Below are 20201 nucleotides of genomic sequence, written 5' to 3' on the forward strand. Positions count from 1 at the left end.
GAAGAAAACGCCCCGGCCCGGCAGATGTCCCCACTGCTCAGATGGCGGCCCGTGTTCCCTTGCGGAGCTGCGTTCCATGCTTCTGCATGAGCCGTGCCGCCGGGGCGTGTCGACCACTATGACCGCGGCACTTTGCCGAATCTGTCGGCAGCCTGCCCGATGCCGTGTAGGAAAATTCTGACACCGTCGCGTCAATTGCCGCCGAGGGCCGTCCACGGATACGCGCCCGCACTTCCGCCGCGGTTTTCCCTCGCTCCGGCAAACGGGCGACAATGGCCGGCCATGCGCCGACGCCTCCCGCTGTCGGCACATCCGGAACACGCCTCACCTGCCATGGCCCACCGCCATGCGCCATGTTCCGGCCCGCGCTCCCCGACACACAGCGAGATGACCCGCCCATGTCCAGCACGCCCAAGATCCTCTACACGCTGACCGACGAAGCTCCGTTCCTGGCCACGCAGTCGTTGCTGCCGATCGTGCAGGCGTTCACCGCCACCGCCGGCATCGACGTCGAGACGCGCGACATCTCGTTGGCCGCGCGCATCCTCGCGCAGTTCCCGGAGCGCCTTGGCGATGCCGGCGTGGCGGATGACCTCGCCGAACTCGGCGAGCTGGCGAAGACGCCGGAAGCCAACATCATCAAGCTGCCCAACATCAGCGCCTCGGTGCCGCAGCTCAAGGCCGCGATCCGCGAACTGCAGGCGCAGGGCTTCGACCTGCCCGCCTACCCCGACGAGCCGGCGGATGACGCCGAGCGCGACACCAAGGCGCGCTACGACCGGGTCAAGGGCAGCGCGGTGAACCCGGTGCTGCGCGAGGGCAATTCCGACCGTCGCGCACCGGCGTCGGTGAAGGCGTATGCGCGCAAGCATCCGCACCGGATGGGCAAGTGGAGCAACGAGTCGAAGTCGCACGTGGCGCACATGGAGTCCGGCGATTTCTACGGCAGCGAGCGTTCGGCGACGATCGACGCCGCCGGCGCGCTGAAGATCGAGCTGGTCGCCACCGACGGCAGCACCACGGTGCTGAAGGACGCGGTCAAGGTGCAGGCCGGTGAAGTGGTCGATGCCGCGGTGATGGGCCGCAAGGCGCTGTCGGCGTTCATCGCCCGCGAGATCGACGATGCGAAGGCGCAGGGCGTGCTGTTCTCGCTGCACCTCAAGGCCACGATGATGAAGGTCTCCGATCCGATCATGTTCGGCGTGGCGGTGCACGCGTTCTACGGCGACGCGCTGGCGAAGCACGCCGACGTGCTGGCGCAGGCCGGCTTCGATGCCAACAACGGCATCGGCGACCTGTACTCCAGCATCGCCTCGCTGCCCGAAGCGCAGCAGGCGGCGATCCGCGCCGACATCGATGCGTTGTACGCGCAGCGCCCGGGCCTGGCGATGGTCAACTCCGACAAGGGCATCACCAACCTGCACGTGCCCAGCGACGTCATCGTCGATGCGTCGATGCCGGCGATGATCCGCGACTCCGGCCGCATGTGGAACGCACAGGGACAGCTGCAGGACACCAAGGCGCTGATCCCGGACCGCAGCTACGCGGGCATCTACCAGGCGGTGATCGAGGACTGCAGGGCCAACGGCGCATTCGACCCGGCCACCATGGGCAGCGTGCCCAACGTCGGCCTGATGGCGCAGAAGGCCGAGGAGTACGGCAGCCACGACAAGACCTTCCAGATTCCCGCCGACGGCACCGTGCGCGTCACCGACCAGGCCGGCAACGCGGTGTTCGAGCATGCGGTCGAAGCCGGCGACATCTGGCGCATGTGCCAGACGAAAGACGCGCCGATCCAGGACTGGGTGAAGCTGGCGGTGACCCGCGCGCGCCTCTCCGGCACGCCGGCGATCTTCTGGCTGGATCCGCAGCGCGCGCACGATGCGCAGCTGATCGCCAAGGTCGAGCGTTACCTGCAGGATCACGACACCGCAGGCCTCGACATCCGCATCCTCGCGCCGGTGGAGGCGATGCGCGAGTCGCTGGCGCGCATCCGCCGCGGCGAGGACACCATCTCGGTCACCGGCAACGTGCTGCGCGATTACCTCACCGACCTGTTCCCGATCATGGAACTGGGCACCAGCGCGAAGATGCTGTCGGTGGTGCCGCTGATGGCCGGCGGCGGCCTGTTCGAGACCGGTGCCGGCGGCTCGGCGCCCAAGCACGTGCAGCAGTTCGTCGAGGAGAACTATCTGCGCTGGGATTCGCTGGGCGAGTTCCTCGCCCTGGCCGCCTCGCTCGAGCACCTCGGCGAGACCCAGGGCAACGCACGCGCCAAGGTGCTGGCACGGGCGCTGGATGCCGCCAACGGCCGGATCCTCGACAACGACCGTTCGCCGGCGCGCAAGCTCGGCCAGCTCGACAACCGCGGCAGCCACTACTACCTCGCCCTGTACTGGGCGCAGGCGCTGGCGGCGCAGGACGAGGATGCGGAACTCAAGGCCACGTTCGCGCCGCTGGCACAGGCGCTCGCCGGCGCCGAGGCGACGATCATCGGCGAGCTCAACGGCGCGCAGGGCAATGCGGTCGACATTGGTGGCTATTACCACCCGGCGCTCGACCGGGTCGCGCAGGCGATGCGCCCCAGCGCCACCTTCAACGCGGCGCTGGCACAGCTGGCGCACTGACCGGCCCGACACCGGCGCTGCAACGGGAACCCCGCTCCGGCGGGGTTCCTGCGTTTCAGGCGCAGGCACCCGTGGCGCACGGCGGTATCGCGTGGTCGTCCTCGCGGCCAGTGGTTGCGGATGCCGACGCTGGCGCCGGAACCGCCGATGCGCCGGGTTCGTCGGAAACCACGTCGGCACCGGCCAGCGAGCGGGCGAGTTCGACGTCGGTGATGTGGCCATGCAGGAACAGCAGGTCGCGGAAGATGCTCATCGGTCGGCTCCTGTCTTGAGTGCAATCGAAGATAGGCGCAGGCTGCGGCGGCAGAAAGCGACGGTTTTTCCGCACAGCCTTGAACAGGATTCAAGCCGATGTCCCGACCCCCGTTGCATGCGCTGCAGGGTTTCGTCGCCGCCGCGCGCAGCGGAAACATCACCCGCGCCGCGGAATCGATGCACCTCACCGTCAGCGCCCTCAGCCACCAGGTCCGCGCGCTGGAGAAGCGCCTGGGCGAACCCCTGCTGCAGCGGCACGCGCGCGGGGTGGTGCCGACGCCGGCCGGGCGGCGCCTGCTGGAGCAGGTGGCGCCGCACCTGGAGGCGATCGCGCAGGCGCTGCAGCCGTGGCCGGCGCGGCGCGGCCATGTGCTGACCCTGAGCGTGACGCCGACGATGGCCTCGGCATGGCTGGTGCCGCGCCTCGGCGATTTCCTGCGCCTGCATCCGCAAGTGGAATTCAGCCTGCTGTCGAGCGAGCAGCTGGTCGATTTCCACGCCGAGCCGCACGTGGATGCGGCGATGCGCGTCGGCCACGGACGCTGGCCCGGCGTGGTCGCCGAACCACTGCTGGAGGAATGGCTGGTGCCGATGGCCAGCCCCGCGCTGATCGCCCGCATGCGCGACGAGGGGCGCACGCGGCTGGCCGACTGGCCGTTGCTGGGTGATCCGGACGGCGAATGGGAACGCTGGTTCGAGCTCGCCGGCGAGGCACCGCCGGCACGCTACGTGGCGGTGTTCGACGATTCCGAGTCCCACCACCGCGCCGCGCTCGATGGCGTGGGGGTGGCGCTGGGGCGGGTCACCCGCGCCAAGCTGCTGCTGGACGCGGGCCAGCTGGTGGCGCTGTCACCGCACCGGCTGCAGACCCCGTGGCGGCATTACCTGGTCTATCCGACGCGCACCGCGGACCATCCCGGCTTCCTCGCCTTTCGCGAATGGGTGCACGCGCAGGCCGCCGGACACACCCGGCAGACCACGCCGGAACCCACCACCACACCGGCGGACGGCACGCGCGGCCGCGACGTCCGCGGCTGAGCGCAGGCCGGGAGCTAGGTCCGCCCCCAGTCGATCTCGCGCACCACCGGGCGATCCTGTTCGCTGCTCACGGTGACCGTCATGCCCTCGGTCTCGCCGCCATGCAGCAGCAGGTACACGGCACCGAGATCGCCGTCCTCGCGGTATTTCCAGTCGCGCAGGGTCCGTGCGACCTCGATGCGGTCGGGCGCCGGCCCGGCCCAGTCGACGAGGTCCTGGTAGGCCTCGCGCAGTGCTGACGGCGGCCAGTCGTCGCGTGCATCCGACGACAGCAGCAGATGCGCCCCGGCGTACTTGCCGTGGATCAGCTTGGTCGCGAATTCCACGGCGACGCGGGTGCACACGTCGAGATCGGCGGTGACGCTCATCGGACTGGGCGGGGGCGCGGAACAGGGGGCCGCACTGGCCGGAAACGCTACGTCAGCTTCCGTGGCCGGGCAACCCGGTGCGCGTGCACGCGGTCCTGTGTCGTGGCCACCGGTGCGACCGCGCAGACGCGCTGCTCACGGCACGATCCTCACCAGCCGCTTGCCGAAGTTGTCGCCGCGCAACAGGCCGATCAGGCCCTGCGGCGCATGCTCCAGCCCGTCGACCACGTCCTCGCGGTAGAGGATGCGGTCCTCGCGCAGCCACGCGCCCATCTCGCGCAGGAATTCCGGGTACAGGCCGATGAAGTCGCTCTGGATGAAGCCGCGCACGGTGAGATGCCGGCTGAGGATCAGCCCCATCGCCTGCGGCAGCCGGTCGGGACCGGGCGGCGGCGCGGTGTCGTTGTAGTGCGAGACCAGCCCGCACACCGGCACGCGGGCGAAGTCGTTGAACAGCGGCAGCACCGCCTCGAACACCTTCCCGCCGACGTTCTCGAAATAGACGTCGATACCGTCCGGGACCGCGGCGGCGAGCTGCGCGGCGAAGTCGGGCGCGCGATGGTCGAGGGCGACGTCGAAGCCGAGTTCGTCGCGCAGGTGCGCGACCTTGCGTTCGCCGCCGGCGATGCCTACCACGCGCGCGCCGCGCAACTTCGCGATCTGCCCCACGGTCGCGCCAACCGGGCCGCTCGCCGCCGCGACCACCAGTGTCTCGCCGGGTTTCGGGCGGCCGATCTCGTGCAGGCCGGCGTAGGCGGTGAAGCCGGGCATGCCATAGACGCCGAGCGCGGTGGTCAGCGGCAGCGTGGTGGGATCGAGCCGGCGCGTGAGCGTGTCGCCCTCGGCGACCACATAGTCCTGCCAGCCGCCGTAGGCGAGCACCCAGTCGCCGGGGGCCCACTCCGGATGCATCGATTCGACCACCTGCGCCACGGTGGCCCCGCCGAGGGTGTCGCCGATCTCCAGCGGCCGTACGTAGGAGCGGCCGGCATTCATGCGCCCGCGCATGTACGGGTCCAGCGACAGCCAGTGGTTGCGCAGCAGCACCTGGCCCTTGCGCGGCAACGGCAGCACCTCGTCGTCGAGGCGGAAATCGCTGTCGACGGGTTCGCCACGCGGGCGTGCTGCGAGGACGATGCGACGGTTGCGGACGGCCTGGCTCATGGCCGTCACTCGCTGCTGCTGGCCGCGTCGAGCGCGGCGGTTTCGTCAGCGGACAGGGCCAGTGCCGCGGCCTGCAGCAGTTCGTCGAGCTGTGCCGTGGTGGTGGCGCTGGCGATCGGCGCGGTGATCGACGGCCGCGCCACCAGCCACGCCAGCGCGACCTGCGCCGGGGTTGCGCGGTGCGCGGCGGCGATGTCGTCGAGCGCGGCGAGGATGCGTTGGCCACGCGGGTTGAGGTACCGGTCGACAACGGTGCTGCCACGCGCGGCGCTGCGCGCCGCATCCTCCCGACTCCGGTACTTGCCGCTCAGGAAGCCGCTGGCCAGCGAGTAGTAGCTGACCACGCCGAGGCCGTGCTCGACCGCCATCGGTTCGAGTTCGGCCTCGTAACCCATGCGGTCGTAGAGGTTGTACTCGGGCTGCAGCACCTCGTAGCGCGGCAGGCCATGGCGCTCGGCGATCTCCAGCGCCTCGGCCAGGCGCACGGCGCTGAAGTTCGACGCGCCGATGGTGCGCACCTTGCCCTGTTCGATCAGCCGCGAGAACGCACCCAGCACGTCCTCGATCGGCACCCCCGGATCGTCCTCGTGGGCGAAATAGACATCGATGGTCTCGACCTGCAGCCGGCGCAGTGATTCGTCGGCGGCGCGGGCGATGTTGTCCGGCGACAGGCCGGGTCGTTCGCTCCACTTCGCGACCTTGGTGGCGATGAACACGTCGTCGCGGCGGCCGCGGCGCGCCAGCCAGCGCCCGATCAGCGTTTCCGATTCACCGCCGCGGTTGCCCGGCACCCAGGCCGGGTAGGCGTCGGCGGTGTCGATGAAGGCGAAGCCGGCGGCGGTGAATGCATCGAGCAGGGCGAAGGTGGTGGCTTCGTCGACGCTCCAGCCGAACACGTTGCCACCGAACGCGAACGGGCGGATCTGCAGGCCGGAACGGCCCAGCGGGCGCAGGTCACGGGGTGCGGTCATGCGCGGGCTCCTGGCGATCGAAAGCACCGACCCTAGCGCGGAACCGGTTGCCGGCTCGCGAAGGCGTGCGGCCGCAGCGTGTGGACGGACGCCAGCGCGGGTACGCTCTGCGCTCTGTCCCGGAACCGGAAACGCCGATGAAGCCGATGCTGTTCGCCCCGTTGCTGTCCGCGTTGCTCGTTGCCTGTGGCGGCGCAACCGCCGTCACCGCCGACCCCGCTGCGGATACGCCGGCACGCGCCGACACCGCCGCGGCACTCGACCGGGTGATCGCCGGCAGCTGGCGCACCCCGGAGTTCGTCGCCCGCGATGGCGCGCGCCACCCGAAGGAAACGCTGTCCTTCTTCGGCATCCGCCCGGAGATGACCGTCGTGGAGATCGCGCCCGGCGGCGGCTGGTACATGGAACTGCTGGCACCCTACCTGCGCGAGCGCGGCACCTACGTGGGCGCGATCGTGGATCCGGCGACGGTCGCCGAGAACCGTCGCGAGGCCGCGGAGCGCGGGCGCCGGGCGCTTGCCGAGCGCCAGCCGGCGAGTGTGTTCGACCGCGCGACCATCCACGGCTACGACCCGGCGGCACCGCGCTTCGGCACGGACGGCTCGGCGGATGCGGTGCTGACCTTCCGCAACGTGCACAACTGGCTCTCGGCCGGCAATGCACAGGCGATGTTCGAAGGCTTCCACAAGGTGCTCAAGCCCGGTGGCGTCCTCGGCGTGGTCGAGCACCGCGCGGACCGCGAACTGCCGGCCGACGACCGATCCGGTTACGCCGCCGAACAGACGGTGATCGCGCTGGCCGAGGCCGCCGGCTTCCGCCTTGATGCGCGCAGCGAGATCAACGCCAACCCCGCCGACACCAGGGACCACCCGAACGGCGTGTGGACGTTGCCGCCGACCAACCGCCACGACGCCGCCGATGCGGCGAAGTACCGCGCCATCGGCGAGAGCGACCGGATGACGCTGCGCTTCGTCAGGGACTGAAGCGGTCGCGCGTGGACGGGCCGCTGCCACGCCCGTCCATGCCGCCGCCCCGTGCGCCGCCCGCATGCTCGTCGCGTTCAACAAACCCCATGGGGTGCTGTGCCAGTTCACCGACCGCAGCACGCCGCAGCGGCCGACGCTTGCCGGGTTCGGGCTGCCGCCGGGCGTGTATCCGGCCGGGCGCCTGGACCATGACAGCGAGGGCCTGCTGCTGCTCAGCGACGACGGCGCACTGATCCACCGCATCAGCGACCCGCGCCACAAGCTGCCCAAGGTGTACTGGGTGCAGGTGGAGGGCGAGGCCGACGATGCCCGCCTGGAGGCGCTGCGGGCCGGGCCGGTGCTCAACGACGGCCCGACGCGGCCACCGCAGGTCCGCCGCCTGCCTGCGCCGCCGCACCTGTGGCCGCGCGATCCACCGGTGCGCTTCCGCAAGTCGGTCCCCGACAACTGGATCGAAGTGGTGCTGCGCGAGGGCCGCAACCGCCAGGTGCGCCGGATGACCGCCGCGGTCGGCCTGCCCACCCTGCGGCTGTTGCGGATTTCGATCGGCCCCTGGGGTCTGGGCGGGCTCGCGCCGGGCGAGTGGCGCCCGTTGCAGGCAACCGCCGCGCGGGCTGGTGCTGAACGCTTCAGCCAGTAACGTCGCGACCCGGCGCGCGCGCCCCGCTTCACGTAGTCCCCCACCGCGAGTTCTGCTACCTTCCCGCGTTCCTATTCAGGCTTGTCTGGACGTGAAGAAGGTCGTAGCCGGGCGCATCCTCGTGGTCGATGACCAGCCTGCCAACCTGCGGGTTGTGGGGGCATTGCTGTCGCGAAACGGCTACGAGGTGTTCAGCGCCGGCAACGGCGAACAGGCCCTGTCGATCGCCAGCGAGACCCTGCCCGACCTGATCCTCCTCGACGTGCTGATGCCGGGCATGGACGGCTTCGCGGTGCTGGCCGAGATCAAGCTGCGTGAGCCGCTGATGCGCCTGCCGGTGGTGTGCCTGACCGCCGCGCGCGACCGCGAGCAGCTGCTGCGCGCCTTCGACGCCGGCGCGGTGGACTACGTGACCAAGCCGTTCCTGCCCGAGGAACTGCTGGCCCGGGTGAGCGCACACGTGGGCCTGAAGCTCACCCGCGACCGCCTGGAACGCGTCGCGCGCGAGCGCCAGGAGCTGGTGAACCTGGTTGCCCACGATCTCAAGAACCCGCTGAGCTCGGTGCTGTTCGCCAGCGACATCCTGCGCAACAACGGCGTGGGACCGGAGCGCGTGCCGCGCTACCTCGAGACCATCTACGAAAGCGCCAGCGATGCGCTGGGCTACATCAAGCGCTACCTGGAAACCCAGCGCAGCCGGCGCGAGGACACCGAGCGCAACGCCAGCGCGTCGCTCAACGAGACCATCGACTGGCTGCAGAACCGCTACGGCCTGCAGTTCGAGGCGCGGTCGCGCTGCATGCGGATCACCAGCCTGGCCATGCAGGACGACGCACGGGTGGCGATCGACCCGCTCGTGCTGCGCCAGGTGGCGGAGAACCTGGTCACCAACGCAATGAAATACGCGCCGGAGAGCGACTTGGACATCACCTGCCGCCCGGGTGCGCCGGGCTACTGGCAGCTGCTGATCGAGGATCGCGGGCCGGGCATCCCGGCGTCGCGCCAGCGCGAACTGTTCAAACCGTTCGTGCGCATGCACGAAGGCGGCAACCCGGAGGTCGACAACAATTCCACCGGGCTGGGCCTGTCGCTGGCCAAGCAGATCATCGCCAATGCCGGTGGCCAGCTCTGGTACGAGGACCGCGAAGGCGGCGGCAGCCGCTTCGTGCTGGAACTCGCCGAACGCAAGCGCTGACCCGGACCTGGCACGTCGGCAGGTTGCCGGTGCGGTGGTTGGGACGAGAGTCGTTCCGGGACCGCACCCCCCCCCCGGACGTCCAACCGACACCTGTGACTGCCACGCGCGGCACCATCGCGCAGACACGGAAACGCCGGCCCGAAGCCGGCGTTCCGTTTTCCTGCTGGACCGCCTGGCGGTCCGTCGGATGACTCAGGTGTCGGAGCCCGACGACGAGCCGCCGTTGCGCGAACGCTGCTGACGTCCGCCGCCCTTGCGGTCCTGCCGGCCCTCGACGCGGGTGGACGAGCCCTCGATGGCGCGGCCACCGCGCATTTCCTGCTGCTTGCGGCGCTTGCTGGCCCACCACAACAGCCCGGCACCGGCGACGACGGCGAGCACGACGGAGCCGGAGATGGCGGGATGGCGGCGGACCGAACGGCTGGCGGTGTGCGCTGCCATGCGGGCGGCACCGAGGGTGGCGCCGGTATGCAGCCACTTGCCCGCGTGGCCGGGCATCGCGTGGCGCAGGCCGTCACCGACCTGGCCCGCCAGTGCCATCGCCCGATGCTGCAGTACGTCGAACTTGCTCATGGTTTTTCCTCGCATCCGTGGGAAATCGGGGGGAACAGACGGCCGCAATATCGGCTACCACCCGTCGCAGATGCGTGAGTGGCCGCGCGTGCGCATGAGTGCGGGCTAGGTACTGTTCAGCCCGCGACGACCCGTTGTGGTCGCGTCCGTTTCTTCCGCGCACGGCACCTGCCGCGCGGGTCGGGTGGACGCAGCGCAACCGCGATCCCATCGTCGCTCATGGCGCAAGCGGCTTTGCGCGGCTCGCCGTCGCATGCGCCGCACCTGGTCCGATTGCGCAGTCGACGTCGCATCACTGTCGCCACCGAGTACGCAGCCATCACGTCCCGCGCGGCTTTGCCCGATGGGTTGCGGTGGCATTCCAGGGGTCATCCGGCCACGGATGCCTGGGGTACCGCCCCTTCATCTCCCTGCGCACCTCCGGGTAGGTGCGGTCCCAGAAGCTGCGCAGGTCGGCGGTCACCTGCAGCGGCTTGCCACCGGGCGAGAGCAGGTGCAGCAGCAGCGGCACGCGGCCATCGGCCACGCGCGGCGTATCGGCCAGCCCGAACAGTTCCTGCAGCTTGACCGCCAGCACCGGCGGTTGCGGCGCGCCGTCGTGGTCCAGCGCGTAGATGATCGCCCGCTGCATGCCGGAGGGCACGTCGATACGGGAAGGCGCCAGGCGGTCGAGCTGCTGGCGCTGGTTCCAGTCCAGCCGCGAACGCAGCGCGTCGGCCAGCTCCGCCTCCGACAGTGCATCGAGCCGGGTCTTGCCGGCGAACGCGGGCCTGAGCCAGGCATCGAGATCGGCCAGCAGTGCCGCGTCGGCCAGTTCCGGCAGTTCCAGCGAGGGCAGCCACGCGCGCAGCGAGACCACCCGCGCCTGCCACTGCCGCAGCGCCGGGGTCCACGGCAGCACCTGCAGGCCCAGCGCGCGCACGGCGTCGGTCAGGGCCTGCGCGGCCTGCGCCGGGTCGACACGCCCGGCCGCGCGGCTGTCGAGCACGATGCGGTCGAAGCGCGACTCGCGCCGGGCCACCAGCGCGCGCCGGTCCGCATCCCACACCGCGCCTTCGTGCTCGACGAAGCGCTCGGCGAAATCGATGCGCAGGCGTGCCTCGTCGACCGGCGCCGCGCGCAGCAGCCAGGCATCGCCGCGCGGCTCATGGCGCAGTTCGCTGACCACCAGCCACGGTTCGCCGCGCAGCGCGCTGTCGTCGAACAGCATCGCGGTGCGCCCATTGGCCAGCTGGTAGCGGCGGGCATCGCCGGGGTGCCGGGCGGCGATGCGATCCGGAAACGCGTGCGCCAGCAGGTCGCCAAGTTCATGGGCTTCGATCCGGTCCGGCGGCGCGGCCTCGCAGCGCAGGCGCCGACGCCATTGCCGGCTGGCGGCGTCAATGGCGGCCAGCGCCGACCGGCTGGCATCGGCCGGCATCCGCCCGCTGCGGAATGCGGCCAGCGCGCGCCAGCGTTCGGCCAGCGCATCGCTGCGGCTGCGCAGCGGGTCGCGGGCTTCCAGCAGTGCCGCGAGGTCGGCGGCAAGTGCCTGCTCGCGTGGCGTGCGTGCGGCGATCAGCATCGCCGCCAGCCGCGGATGCGTGCCCAGCGCGAGCATCCGCCGGCCGGCCGACGTCACGGCTGCGTTCGCGCTCAGCGCACCCAGGCGCTGCAGCAGTTCGCGCGCTGCCGCCAGCGCACCGGGCGGTAGCGGATCGGGAAAGCGCAACTGGTCGCTGCCCCAGGCCGCGAGCTCCAGCGCAAGCCCGGCCAGCTCGACCATGGCGATCTCGGGCCGACGCTGCGGCTCCAGCCGTTGCGACTCCGGCCACAGGCGGTAGGCCCAGCCGGACGCCACGCGGCCGGCGCGACCGGCACGCTGGTCGGCGGACGCCTGCGCGATCGCCACCACGTCGAGCCGCGAGAATCCGCTGTTGGGATCGAAGCGCGGTTCGCGCGCCAGGCCGCTGTCGACGACCACGCGCACGCCCGGCAGGGTCACCGACGACTCGGCGACATTGGTCGCCAGCACCACGCGGCGGGCACCATCCATCGCCGGCTGCAGCACGCGCGCCTGCTGCTCGACCGGCAGTTCGCCGTGCAGCGCCAGCACCTCGGTGTCCGCCGGCAACGTGGCAGCAGCCAGCCCGGCGCTGACGCGGCCGATCTCGCGCTGGCCGGGCAGGAACACCAGCACGTCACCGGGATGGCGCGCCCCAGCGCCTGTTCGACTGCACGCCGGGCCTGCACTTCCAGCGACTCCTCGCGCCGCGCCGGCACATGCGCGATCTCCACCGCATGGCTGCGGCCCGCGCTCGACAGCCGTGGCGCGTCGAGGAAGCGCGCGAGGCGTTCGCCATCGAGCGTCGCCGACATCACCACGATGCGCAGGTCCTCGCGCAGCTGCGACTGCACATCGAGTGCCAGCGCCAGGCCGAGGTCGGCGGAGAGATGACGCTCGTGGAACTCGTCGAACAGCAGCGCGCCGACACCGTCGAGCAGCCGGGTCGTCCTGCAGCATGCGGGTGAGGATGCCTTCGGTGAGGACCTCGACGCGGGTGCGTGCCGAGACCCGGTTGTCGAAGCGGATCCGGTACCCGATGGTGCCGCCGACCTCCTCGCCCAGCTGCCGCGCCATGAAGTGCGCGGCGCTGCGCGCGGCCACCCGACGCGGCTCCAGCATCAGGATGCGACGTCCGGCAAGCCAGGGCGCGTCGAGCAGCGCCAGGGGCACCTGCGTGGTCTTGCCCGCACCCGGCGGCGCTTCCAGCACCAGGCGCGTGTGCACGAGCAGGCTGCCGAGGATCTCGGGCAACAGGGGTTTGATCGGAAATCGCGGCGTGCCCACCGCACCATTGTAGAAGCGGCTGCCCGGCGCGGCCGCTTGCCTACAATGGCGTCTTTCGCTTGCGGACGTGCTTTCCGTGCAACTGATCGACATCGGCGCCAACCTCACCCACGACAGCTTCGACCGTGACCGCACGGCGGTGATCGAGCGCGCGCAGGCCGCCGGCGTCACCCGGATGATCATCACCGGTGCCAGCCGCGAGCATTCACCGCAGGCATTGCAGCTGGCGCAGGCCTACCCGGGCATGCTGTATGCCACCGCCGGCGTGCACCCGCACCACGCGGCCGAGTACACCGAGGAGTGCGACGCCGAGATGCGCGCGCTGCACGCGCATCCGGAAGTGGTGGCGGTCGGCGAGACCGGGCTCGACTACTTCCGCGACTTCTCGCCGCGGCCGGCGCAGCGCCGGGCATTCGAACGCCAGCTGCAGATCGCGGTCGACCTCGCCGTCGACGGCGTCGGCAAGCCGCTGTTCCTGCACCAGCGCGACGCGCACGCGGACTTCATGGCGGTGATGCGCGAATTCGATGGCCGCCTTGGCCCGGCGGTGGTGCACTGCTTCACCGGCACCCGCGAGGAACTGTTCGACTACCTCGACCAGGACTGGTACATCGGCATCACCGGCTGGCTGTGCGACGAGCGCCGTGGTGCGCACCTGCGCGAGATCGTGAAGAACATCCCGGCCAACCGGCTGATGGTGGAAACCGACGCGCCCTACCTGCTGCCGCGCACGCTGTCGCCGATGCCGAAAGACCGCCGCAACGAGCCGATGTTCCTGCCGCATATCGTCGAGGAACTGGCGCGCGACCGCGGCGAAACCGTTGCGGCGACCGCGGCGAATGCCACGGCCACCACGCGCGCGTTCTTCGGCCTGCCCGGTATCGACTGACGCGGACGGCGTCCGCGCCCGCACTGCCATACGGCACCCCGTCGGCGCGCCGCCGGGAGTGCGCTCAGAGCCTCACGAGCTCGACCCGCCGGTTTTTGGCGCGCCCTTCGTCGGTGTCGTTGTCAGCCACCGGCTTCGACTGCCCATGGCCCCGGGCCTGGAGTCGCGGGGCATCGATGCCCTCGCCTGTCAGTGCCGCGACCACGGCCTGCGCGCGCGCTTCGGACAGGCGCTGGTTGTGCGCGGCCTCGCCGGTGGCATCGGTGTGGCCATCGATCGACAGGCGCAGCGAAGGATCGCCCTGCAACAGCGTCAGCACCTGCGCAATTTGCGGCTGCGAATCCGGGAGGATGTCGGCCCGGTCGACGGCGAAATTGACCTCGATCGCCACGCGCCCCTCGGCGTCGAGCTGCTGCTTCAGCTGCGACGCCGGCAGCAGGGCCGCGGTCTGCACGAAACCTTCCCGCTCGGCGACCACCCAGCCGGCGTTGAGATACTCCAGGCGCGCGTGCACCCATACCTCGCGCCCGTCGGGTCGGTTCACCCGGTAGACCAGCGAATCGTAGTCGTCCCAGCTGAAGCCGGTGCCACGGCTGTAGTAGCCCTTCAGATCGCCGTCGTAACGCTCCGATGCCTCTTCCGGAATGCGGCCCTCGAACACCCGGGTGCCGCCGGCCTCGGCCATCATCGCCTCGATGTTCCGGCGCACCTCGTACATCGAATAGCTGCGCTCCTCCCCGCGCACGGCGGTGGTGAAGGTCCTGCCCTCCACTTCCTCGAAGGTGTCACCGGTCCAGAACGGGTACATGTCGAAATCGCGCTGTTTGCCGCTGCCGTTGTCGTCGTACGCCGCAGGCAGGGTCAGATACGGGAACTCGTCACTCCAGCGTGCGGTAGCCGTGAACGGGCGCTCCTCCACCACCACCAGCGCGGCACCATGCGAATGCGTGGACAGCTGCAGCCAGATCGTGCGGTCCGCCTGGCGGATGACGTGCACCGTCGTCGGCGTGTCGGCATCGAGGTTCACGCCTTCGTGGAAGCTGCCGGCGATCTCGTCTTCCAGTTGCGGGCCGTAATACAGGTCGCGGACCAGCGGACCCTCGAAGACCTTCTTCGCACCGGCCTGCTCGAATACCGCCTCGAGATTGCGGCGCAGTTCGCGCGGGGAAAATTCCTTGTCGCGGCGCGCCTCGCGCGCGACGCCGATCAGGCTGTTCCAGCTCGCGCCCTCCACCCAGTGCAGGCCATCGCCCAGGCGAAACGGGAAGCGTGCGAACGCGCGCTGTCGCGGAGGATTCACCGGTCCGTAGCTGTCGGGCATCGAAAAGAACGGCAGTTCGCCCAGCGTGGCCGTGGACAGCGGTACGCTGTTGCTGTCGAACGCGACCAGCGCTATCGGGTTTCCTTCCTTGTCCACGAGTCCCCTCGCGTCGGACGTCGCAGGGGTTGCGGTGGTTTCATCGGATGACGCTGCCGCGTCCTCGCCGGTGATCGCACCGGGCGCGCTCGCCGTATCGGCCGCGGTTCCGGTGTCGGCACCGGGAGCGGTATCGGCTTCGCCGCTACAGGCGGCCAGCAGCAGCACGGCCGCGCAGGCGGCCGTGAGAATCCCCTTGTGCATTCCCTTCCTCCCTGAGATGGAAGGCGAAGGCTACACGATCATCCGATTGCGTTTGCCGGCCCGCATCGGGCCACCGATGCACAGGACGGAGCAATCGCGGGCAACCGCCCGGGACGCCCGATCACCGGTCAGCTGCGCAGGCCGACTCCGCGCCTGAGCAGCCAGAGCCCGAGTGCGCCCAGCACCACCACGAAGCCCAGCATCAGCACATAGGCGATCCACAGCGGCACGTCGGATTGCCCCAGCAGGCCATAGCGGAACGCGTTGACCATGTAGAAGATCGGGTTGGCGTGGGTCGCGGCTTCCGCCCAGTCCGGCAGCAGCTTGACCGAATAGAACACGCCGCCGAGATAGGTCAGCGGGGTCAGGATGAAGATCGGCACGATGGCGACGTCGTCGAACTTCTTCGCGAACACCGCGTTGAGGAACCCGGCCAGCGAGAAGATCGTCGCGCCCAGCAGCACCGTCGACAGCGTCACCCACGGGTGCGGGATGCGCACGGTGGTGAACAGCATCGCGATCGCGAGCACGATCACGCCCACCATCAGCCCGCGCAGCACCGCGCCGGCCACGTAGCCGCCCAGGATCACCCACGGCGGCATCGGGCTGACCAGCAGCTCCTCGATATGGCGGCCGAACTTGGCGCCGAAGAAACTCGAGGAGATGTTGCCGTAGCTGTTCTGGATCACGCTCATCATCACCAGGCCGGGGACGATGAAGTCCATGTAGCCGATGCCGTCCATGGTCCCGATGCGGCTGCCGATGAGGCCACCGAAGATCAGGAAGTACAGCGTCATGGTGATCGCCGGCGGCACCAGCGTCTGGCTCCAGATGCGCAGGATGCGCATCACCTCGCGGCGCGCGATGGTGCCCAGCGCGACCAGGTTGCTGCGCAGCACGGTGGGCGTGGTCGTGGATGCGGATGTGGTGTTCATGCCGCTTCCCCGGCGGCGGCCTGCGCGCCGTGCGGCGGCTCGCCGGTGAGGCGCACGAACAGTTCCTCCAGCCGGTTGGATTTGTTGCGCATCGAGCGCACGCGGATGCCGGCGGCATCCAGCGCGGCGAACACGCGGTTGAGGTCCATCGCCCGCGGCATGTCGACGTCGAGCGTATGCGCATCCACCGCCCGCACCTGCGTGCCGGCGATCTCCGGCAACGTGGCCGGCAACGCATCCTCGACATCGAACAGGAAGCCCTCGACGTCGAGCTTCGCCAGCAGCGAACGCATCGGCCCGGACTCGACGATGCGGCCGTGGTCGATGATGGCGAGGTTGCGGCAGAGGTTCTCCGCTTCCTCGAGGTAGTGGGTGGTGAGGATGATGGTGGTGCCGGCGGCGTTGATCTGCCGCAGGGTCTGCCACATGCCGCGGCGGATCTCGATGTCGACGCCGGCGGTGGGCTCGTCGAGGATCAGGAGCTTCGGCCGGGTCATCATCGCGCGGGCGATCATCAGCCGCCGCTTCATGCCGCCCGACAGCGTGCGGCTCATCTTGTCCGCCTTGTCCCACAGCTGCGCGGCGCGCAGTTCCTGTTCCGCGCGCACCACCGCCTCGGCGCGCGGGATGCCGTAGAACCCGGCGTAGTTCACCAGGATGTCGAGCGGCTTCTCGAACATGTTGAAGTTGATTTCCTGCGGCACCAGGCCGAGCAGGCGCATCGCCCGGTCGCGCTCGGCGTGCAGGTCGACACCGAACACGCGCACCTCGCCGGAGGTCTTGTTGACCAGCGACGAGACGATGCCGATCAGGGTCGACTTGCCGGCGCCGTTGGGGCCGAGCAGGGCATGGAAATCACCCGGGGCGACATCGATCGACACGCCCTTGAGGGCCTCGACGCCGTTGTCGTAGGTCTTGCGCAGGTCGCGGATGGCAAGGGCGGGCGGGGCCGCGTTCGCCCCGGCGGAAGCTTGCATGGGAACGTCCACGCCGCGAGGCAGGCGGCGAATCCCGCTAGTATAGGCGGCTGCCCGGTGTCCCCTGCGCGACGTAGCGTTGCGGAATCCGGCGATGCGCCGGGCGCGGCCCGCCCGCATCTACCGGGCTGTTCCCGCGGCCGCGCCGCGCCTGGTGATGTTCGTCTTGGCCATCCAGCACTTTCCCCTCACCCTTCGCGGACGCCGCATGCTGGCGCCCAGCATCGCCCACCTCACCTTCGAGCGCAGCGACGGCCAGCCGGTGGTGTTCGCGCCGGGCCAGTTCATCCAGGTCCATTTCAGCTACGCCGACGGCACCGCGACCAAGCGCAGCTACTCGCTGGCGACCATCGCCGATGCCGGCGCCACGCCGGGTGCGCTGGTGGAGATCGCGGTGAGCTATGTGCCGGGCGGCGCGGCCACGGCGCTGTTCGAAGGCCTGGCGCCAGGCGATACCGTCGATGCCAGCGGGCCGTTCGGCCGCTTCTGCCTGATGCCCAACGACAGCAACCGCCGCTACCTGCTGATCGCCACCGGCACCGGCGTCACCCCGTACCGTTCGATGCTGCCGCTGCTCGGGCAGCAGATGGCGCTGCGCGGCATCGAGGTCGTGCTGCTGTTCGGCGCCCGCAACCCCGACGAGCTGCTGTACGGCGACGAGTTCCGCGCGTTCGCCAATGCGCATCCGGGGTTTCGCTTCGTGCCCTGCTTCTCGCGCGAACTGCCGGCGCCCGGCTCGCCGCACGACCACGCCGATGTGCGCCACGGTTACGTGCAGCAGTTCATCGACGAGTTCGCGCCGGATCCGATCGGCGACACCGCCTACCTGTGCGGCAATCCCAACATGGTCGATGCCTGCTTCGAGGCGCTGAAGACCCGCGGCCTGGCGGTGGCGCAGATACGGCGCGAGAAGTACGTCAGCTCCAAGTAGCTGTCGGCGGCCGATCCCCGGCCGCGCCGCGCGGTGTAAAGCACGCTTGACATGGGCCGGGACGGCGCGCAGGATGCTGTCAAGCTCACTTGACAGCCATCGCCATGACGCCTGCCTCGCGCCGCTACGCCCGAGAGTTCCTCCCCGCCATGGCCGCGTATGCGGTCATCCTGATGGCGTCGACCTGGTTCCTGCGTTCGATCGAGGCCATCCCCTTGCGCGCGTTGCTGGCACTGCTGCCGTTCGTGCCGGTGGTCTACGCCGCGCGGGCGCTGCTGCACTTCCTGCACGCGATGGACGAGTTCCAGCGCAAGCTCCAGCTGGAGGCCTTCGCGCTGGCCGCGCTGGCGTTGACGCTGGGCAGCTTCGCGCTCGGCCTGCTGGCCGCCGCCGACGTCATCGCCCCGCCCGTCGACCTCGTGCTGATGCTGGTGCTGCCCGCCTTCTGCGTGCTGCATGGCCTGTTCGCCTGCGTGGCCGCGCGACGCTACCGGTGAAGAGCCGCATCCGCGAACTGCGCGAGGCCCGGGGCTGGTCACAGTTGGAGCTGGGCGAACGTCTGGGCGTGTCGCGACAGACGGTCAATGCGATCGAGACCGGCAAGTACGACCCCAGCCTGCCGTTGGCGTTCCGCATCGCGCGGCTGTTCGAGAAGCGCATCGAGACCATTTTCCAGTACGAGGACGAAGCATGAGATCCCGATTCCTGTGGTCCGCCGTGGCCGCCGGCCTGCTGCTGGCCGGTTGTGGCGACAACACGGATGCACCCGCCGAAGCAGGCCGCCATGGCAGCCTGGCGCTTGCGCCCTGCGCCACCGGCGAAGGCGCCATGCGCGTCGAGGCGATGTGCGGCAGCCTGGCCGTCCCCGAAGACCGCGACGCCCCCGACGGCCGCCGCATCGAGCTCAATATCGCGGTGCTGCCGGCCCGCAACGATGCCGGCCTGGAGCCGGTGTTCTTCCTCGCCGGCGGCCCCGGCCAGGCCGCCACCACGCTCGCCGGCCATATCGACGCCGCGCTGCGCGAGGTCCGCCGCTCGCGCGACGTGGTGCTGGTCGACCAGCGCGGCACCGGCGGCTCCAACCCGCTCGACTGCGTCGACGCCGACGGCAAGCCGATGCCGCTCGAGGCGGCCGGCGCGGAGGATGCCGACGCCATCGCCCGCTATGCCACGGCGTGCCTGCAGGGCCTCGCCGGCCGTGCGGACCCGCGCTTCTACACCACCAGTGATGCGGTCGCCGATCTCGAGGCGGTGCGCACCGCGCTGGGCGTCGACACCATCAACCTCGTGGGCGGCTCCTACGGCACCCGGGTGGCGCAGCAGTACGCGATGCGCCACCCCGACCGTGTACGTACGGTGGTGCTGGACGGAGTGGCACCCAATGACCTGGTCGTCGGTGCCGAGTTCGCGCGGACCTTCGAGGATGCGCTGGCGCTGCAGGCCGCGCAGTGCGCCGGCGACGCAACGTGCACGAAGCGTTTCCCGGTGGACGCACCGACGCGCCTGCGCGAGGTCATCGCCCAGCTGCGCGCACAGCCGGTGGAGGTCGAGTACCGCGACGCCACCAGCGGTGCGGTCGCGCGCGACACGGCGACCGCCGACACCGTGACCACGCTTGCGTTCCTGTTCTCCTACGCACCCGAGACGGCGTCGCTGCTGCCGCTCATGCTCGACGAGGCCGCGCAGGGCCGTTACGGCGCGCTGCTGGCGCTGACCCGGATGGCCGGACAGCAGGTCGCCGGCGGGATGAATCGCGGCATGCAGTGGTCGGTGCTGTGCGCCGAGGACGCGCCGCGCTGGAACCGCGAGGCCTCGGACGCCGACGGCACCATCCTCGGCGGCGAGGTCGCGCGGATGTTCTTCGCTGCCTGCCCGGTATGGCCGCACGGCCGTGCGGAGCCGGCGCAGTTCGAACCGCTGCGTGCGGACCTGCCGGTGCTGTTGCTGTCGGGCGAACTCGACCCGGTGACGCCGCCGGCATATGGCGAGCGCGTCGCCGCCGGCCTCGCCAATGGCCGCCACGTGGTGCTGCGCGGGCAGGGCCACGGCACCCTGGCGCTGGGCTGCATGCCGAAGCTGGTGGCGCGCTTCATCGAAACCGCCGACGCCGCGGCACTCGACACCGCCTGCCTCGACACCCTGCGCGAAGTACCGCCCTTCACCAGCTTCAACGGCTGGGATCCCTGAGAACCGAGAGC

At 70.3% G+C, this 20201-nt stretch carries 18 protein-coding genes and 1 pseudogene; 10 read left to right on the forward strand and 9 right to left on the reverse strand.

Annotated elements, in window-relative coordinates:
- The first annotated feature begins 398 nt into the window (after positions 1-398).
- Positions 399-2627, forward strand: coding sequence for an NADP-dependent isocitrate dehydrogenase (locus E5843_RS13950; protein WP_136411429.1), 2229 nt, complete (start codon positions 399-401; stop codon positions 2625-2627).
- Between the two features lie 55 nt (positions 2628-2682).
- On the opposite strand, the gene E5843_RS13955 is transcribed toward E5843_RS13950, so the two are convergent.
- Positions 2683-2880 (reverse strand): hypothetical protein, encoded by a 198-nt coding sequence (locus E5843_RS13955; protein ID WP_136411430.1) that lies wholly within the window; start codon positions 2878-2880, stop codon positions 2683-2685.
- A 98-nt stretch (positions 2881-2978) separates the two neighbouring features.
- Here E5843_RS13955 and E5843_RS13960 point away from each other — a divergent pair, with 98 nt between their 5' ends.
- Positions 2979-3920: a LysR substrate-binding domain-containing protein gene (locus E5843_RS13960; RefSeq protein WP_141066104.1), complete on the forward strand. Its 942-nt coding sequence runs from the start codon at positions 2979-2981 to the stop codon at positions 3918-3920.
- Between the two features lie 14 nt (positions 3921-3934).
- Here the strand turns inward: E5843_RS13960 and E5843_RS13965 are convergent, their stop codons facing one another.
- The 3 genes from E5843_RS13965 to E5843_RS13975 form a co-directional block, all read right to left on the reverse strand.
- Positions 3935-4288, reverse strand: a complete 354-nt coding sequence (locus E5843_RS13965) for a hypothetical protein (protein ID WP_136411431.1) — start codon at positions 4286-4288, stop codon at positions 3935-3937.
- A 135-nt stretch (positions 4289-4423) separates the two neighbouring features.
- The gene (locus tag E5843_RS13970) at positions 4424-5452 is read right to left on the reverse strand and encodes an NADP-dependent oxidoreductase (protein ID WP_136411432.1); all 1029 of its coding nucleotides are present in this window, start codon (positions 5450-5452) and stop codon (positions 4424-4426) included.
- A 5-nt stretch (positions 5453-5457) separates the two neighbouring features.
- Positions 5458-6423 (reverse strand): aldo/keto reductase, encoded by a 966-nt coding sequence (locus E5843_RS13975; RefSeq protein WP_141066105.1) that lies wholly within the window; start codon positions 6421-6423, stop codon positions 5458-5460.
- Between the two features lie 137 nt (positions 6424-6560).
- Here E5843_RS13975 and E5843_RS13980 point away from each other — a divergent pair, with 137 nt between their 5' ends.
- The 3 genes from E5843_RS13980 to E5843_RS13990 all read left to right on the forward strand — a co-directional run bounded on the left by E5843_RS13980 (position 6561) and on the right by E5843_RS13990 (position 9244).
- Positions 6561-7406 (forward strand): class I SAM-dependent methyltransferase, encoded by an 846-nt coding sequence (locus E5843_RS13980; protein WP_244240797.1) that lies wholly within the window; start codon positions 6561-6563, stop codon positions 7404-7406.
- Positions 7407-7470: 64 nt separating this feature from the next.
- A complete protein-coding gene (locus E5843_RS13985) occupies positions 7471-8049 on the forward strand; it encodes a pseudouridine synthase (RefSeq protein ID WP_136411433.1) in 579 nt (192 codons plus the stop codon).
- A gap of 91 nt (positions 8050-8140) precedes the next feature.
- The gene (locus tag E5843_RS13990; protein WP_134674514.1) at positions 8141-9244 is read left to right on the forward strand and encodes a hybrid sensor histidine kinase/response regulator; all 1104 of its coding nucleotides are present in this window, start codon (positions 8141-8143) and stop codon (positions 9242-9244) included.
- Between the two features lie 195 nt (positions 9245-9439).
- On the opposite strand, the gene E5843_RS13995 is transcribed toward E5843_RS13990, so the two are convergent.
- Complete coding sequence (locus E5843_RS13995; RefSeq protein WP_141066106.1) at positions 9440-9820, reverse strand: hypothetical protein; 381 nt, start codon at positions 9818-9820, stop codon at positions 9440-9442.
- Between the two features lie 319 nt (positions 9821-10139).
- A pseudogene (hrpB, locus tag E5843_RS14000) lies at positions 10140-12650 on the reverse strand (ATP-dependent helicase HrpB).
- Between the two features lie 76 nt (positions 12651-12726).
- Here hrpB and E5843_RS14005 point away from each other — a divergent pair.
- The gene (locus E5843_RS14005; RefSeq protein WP_141066107.1) at positions 12727-13539 is read left to right on the forward strand and encodes a TatD family hydrolase; all 813 of its coding nucleotides are present in this window, start codon (positions 12727-12729) and stop codon (positions 13537-13539) included.
- A gap of 64 nt (positions 13540-13603) precedes the next feature.
- Here E5843_RS14005 and E5843_RS14010 read toward each other — a convergent pair whose 3' ends face one another.
- From E5843_RS14010 to E5843_RS14020, 3 genes are all read right to left on the reverse strand, one after another.
- Entirely contained in the window at positions 13604-15160 is a 1557-nt protein-coding gene (locus E5843_RS14010; RefSeq protein ID WP_141066108.1) for an OmpA family protein, read from the reverse strand.
- Between the two features lie 128 nt (positions 15161-15288).
- On the reverse strand, positions 15289-16095 hold the full coding sequence (locus E5843_RS14015) for an ABC transporter permease (RefSeq protein ID WP_136411437.1): 807 nt from the start codon (positions 16093-16095) through the stop codon (positions 15289-15291).
- On the reverse strand, positions 16092-17072 hold the full coding sequence (locus tag E5843_RS14020) for an ABC transporter ATP-binding protein (protein ID WP_134674519.1): 981 nt from the start codon (positions 17070-17072) through the stop codon (positions 16092-16094). The genes E5843_RS14015 and E5843_RS14020 overlap by 4 nt, the downstream gene beginning before the upstream one ends.
- 157 nt (positions 17073-17229) lie before the next feature.
- On the opposite strand from E5843_RS14020, the gene E5843_RS14025 reads away from it, so the two are divergent.
- The 4 genes from E5843_RS14025 (at position 17230) to E5843_RS14040 (ending at position 20190) form a co-directional block, all read left to right on the forward strand.
- Positions 17230-18003 carry a ferredoxin--NADP reductase gene (locus E5843_RS14025; RefSeq protein ID WP_136412975.1) on the forward strand — a complete coding sequence of 258 codons (774 nt, stop codon included), beginning with the start codon at positions 17230-17232 and terminating at the stop codon, positions 18001-18003.
- A 104-nt stretch (positions 18004-18107) separates the two neighbouring features.
- Complete coding sequence (locus E5843_RS14030; RefSeq protein WP_136411439.1) at positions 18108-18500, forward strand: hypothetical protein; 393 nt, start codon at positions 18108-18110, stop codon at positions 18498-18500.
- Complete coding sequence (locus E5843_RS14035; protein ID WP_136411440.1) at positions 18497-18697, forward strand: helix-turn-helix transcriptional regulator; 201 nt, start codon at positions 18497-18499, stop codon at positions 18695-18697. The genes E5843_RS14030 and E5843_RS14035 overlap by 4 nt, the downstream gene beginning before the upstream one ends.
- Entirely contained in the window at positions 18694-20190 is a 1497-nt protein-coding gene (locus E5843_RS14040; RefSeq protein WP_141066110.1) for an alpha/beta hydrolase, read from the forward strand. Before E5843_RS14035 ends, E5843_RS14040 begins: the two co-directional genes overlap by 4 nt.
- The last annotated feature ends 11 nt before the right edge of the window (positions 20191-20201 follow it).

The sequence above is a fragment of the Luteimonas yindakuii genome (assembly GCF_004803715.2).
GTDB classification, from domain to species: Bacteria; Pseudomonadota; Gammaproteobacteria; order Xanthomonadales; family Xanthomonadaceae; genus Luteimonas; species Luteimonas yindakuii.

What these genes read in the sequence shown, in the direction of transcription:
- E5843_RS13950 (WP_136411429.1), top strand. Translation starts at nt 399, where the DNA reads ATGTCCAGCACGCCCAAGATCCTCTACACGCTGACCGACGAAGCTCCG.
- E5843_RS13955 (WP_136411430.1), bottom strand. Translation starts at nt 2,880, where the DNA reads ATGAGCATCTTCCGCGACCTGCTGTTCCTGCATGGCCACATCACCGAC.
- E5843_RS13960 (WP_141066104.1), top strand. Translation starts at nt 2,979, where the DNA reads ATGTCCCGACCCCCGTTGCATGCGCTGCAGGGTTTCGTCGCCGCCGCG.
- E5843_RS13965 (WP_136411431.1), bottom strand. Translation starts at nt 4,288, where the DNA reads ATGAGCGTCACCGCCGATCTCGACGTGTGCACCCGCGTCGCCGTGGAA.
- E5843_RS13970 (WP_136411432.1), bottom strand. Translation starts at nt 5,452, where the DNA reads ATGAGCCAGGCCGTCCGCAACCGTCGCATCGTCCTCGCAGCACGCCCG.
- E5843_RS13975 (WP_141066105.1), bottom strand. Translation starts at nt 6,423, where the DNA reads ATGACCGCACCCCGTGACCTGCGCCCGCTGGGCCGTTCCGGCCTGCAG.
- E5843_RS13980 (WP_244240797.1), top strand. Translation starts at nt 6,561, where the DNA reads ATGAAGCCGATGCTGTTCGCCCCGTTGCTGTCCGCGTTGCTCGTTGCC.
- E5843_RS13985 (WP_136411433.1), top strand. Translation starts at nt 7,471, where the DNA reads ATGCTCGTCGCGTTCAACAAACCCCATGGGGTGCTGTGCCAGTTCACC.
- E5843_RS13995 (WP_141066106.1), bottom strand. Translation starts at nt 9,820, where the DNA reads ATGAGCAAGTTCGACGTACTGCAGCATCGGGCGATGGCACTGGCGGGC.
- E5843_RS14010 (WP_141066108.1), bottom strand. Translation starts at nt 15,160, where the DNA reads ATGCACAAGGGGATTCTCACGGCCGCCTGCGCGGCCGTGCTGCTGCTG.
- E5843_RS14015 (WP_136411437.1), bottom strand. Translation starts at nt 16,095, where the DNA reads ATGAACACCACATCCGCATCCACGACCACGCCCACCGTGCTGCGCAGC.
- E5843_RS14020 (WP_134674519.1), bottom strand. Translation starts at nt 17,072, where the DNA reads ATGCAAGCTTCCGCCGGGGCGAACGCGGCCCCGCCCGCCCTTGCCATC.
- E5843_RS14025 (WP_136412975.1), top strand. Translation starts at nt 17,230, where the DNA reads ATGTTCGTCTTGGCCATCCAGCACTTTCCCCTCACCCTTCGCGGACGC.
- E5843_RS14030 (WP_136411439.1), top strand. Translation starts at nt 18,108, where the DNA reads ATGACGCCTGCCTCGCGCCGCTACGCCCGAGAGTTCCTCCCCGCCATG.
- E5843_RS14040 (WP_141066110.1), top strand. Translation starts at nt 18,694, where the DNA reads ATGAGATCCCGATTCCTGTGGTCCGCCGTGGCCGCCGGCCTGCTGCTG.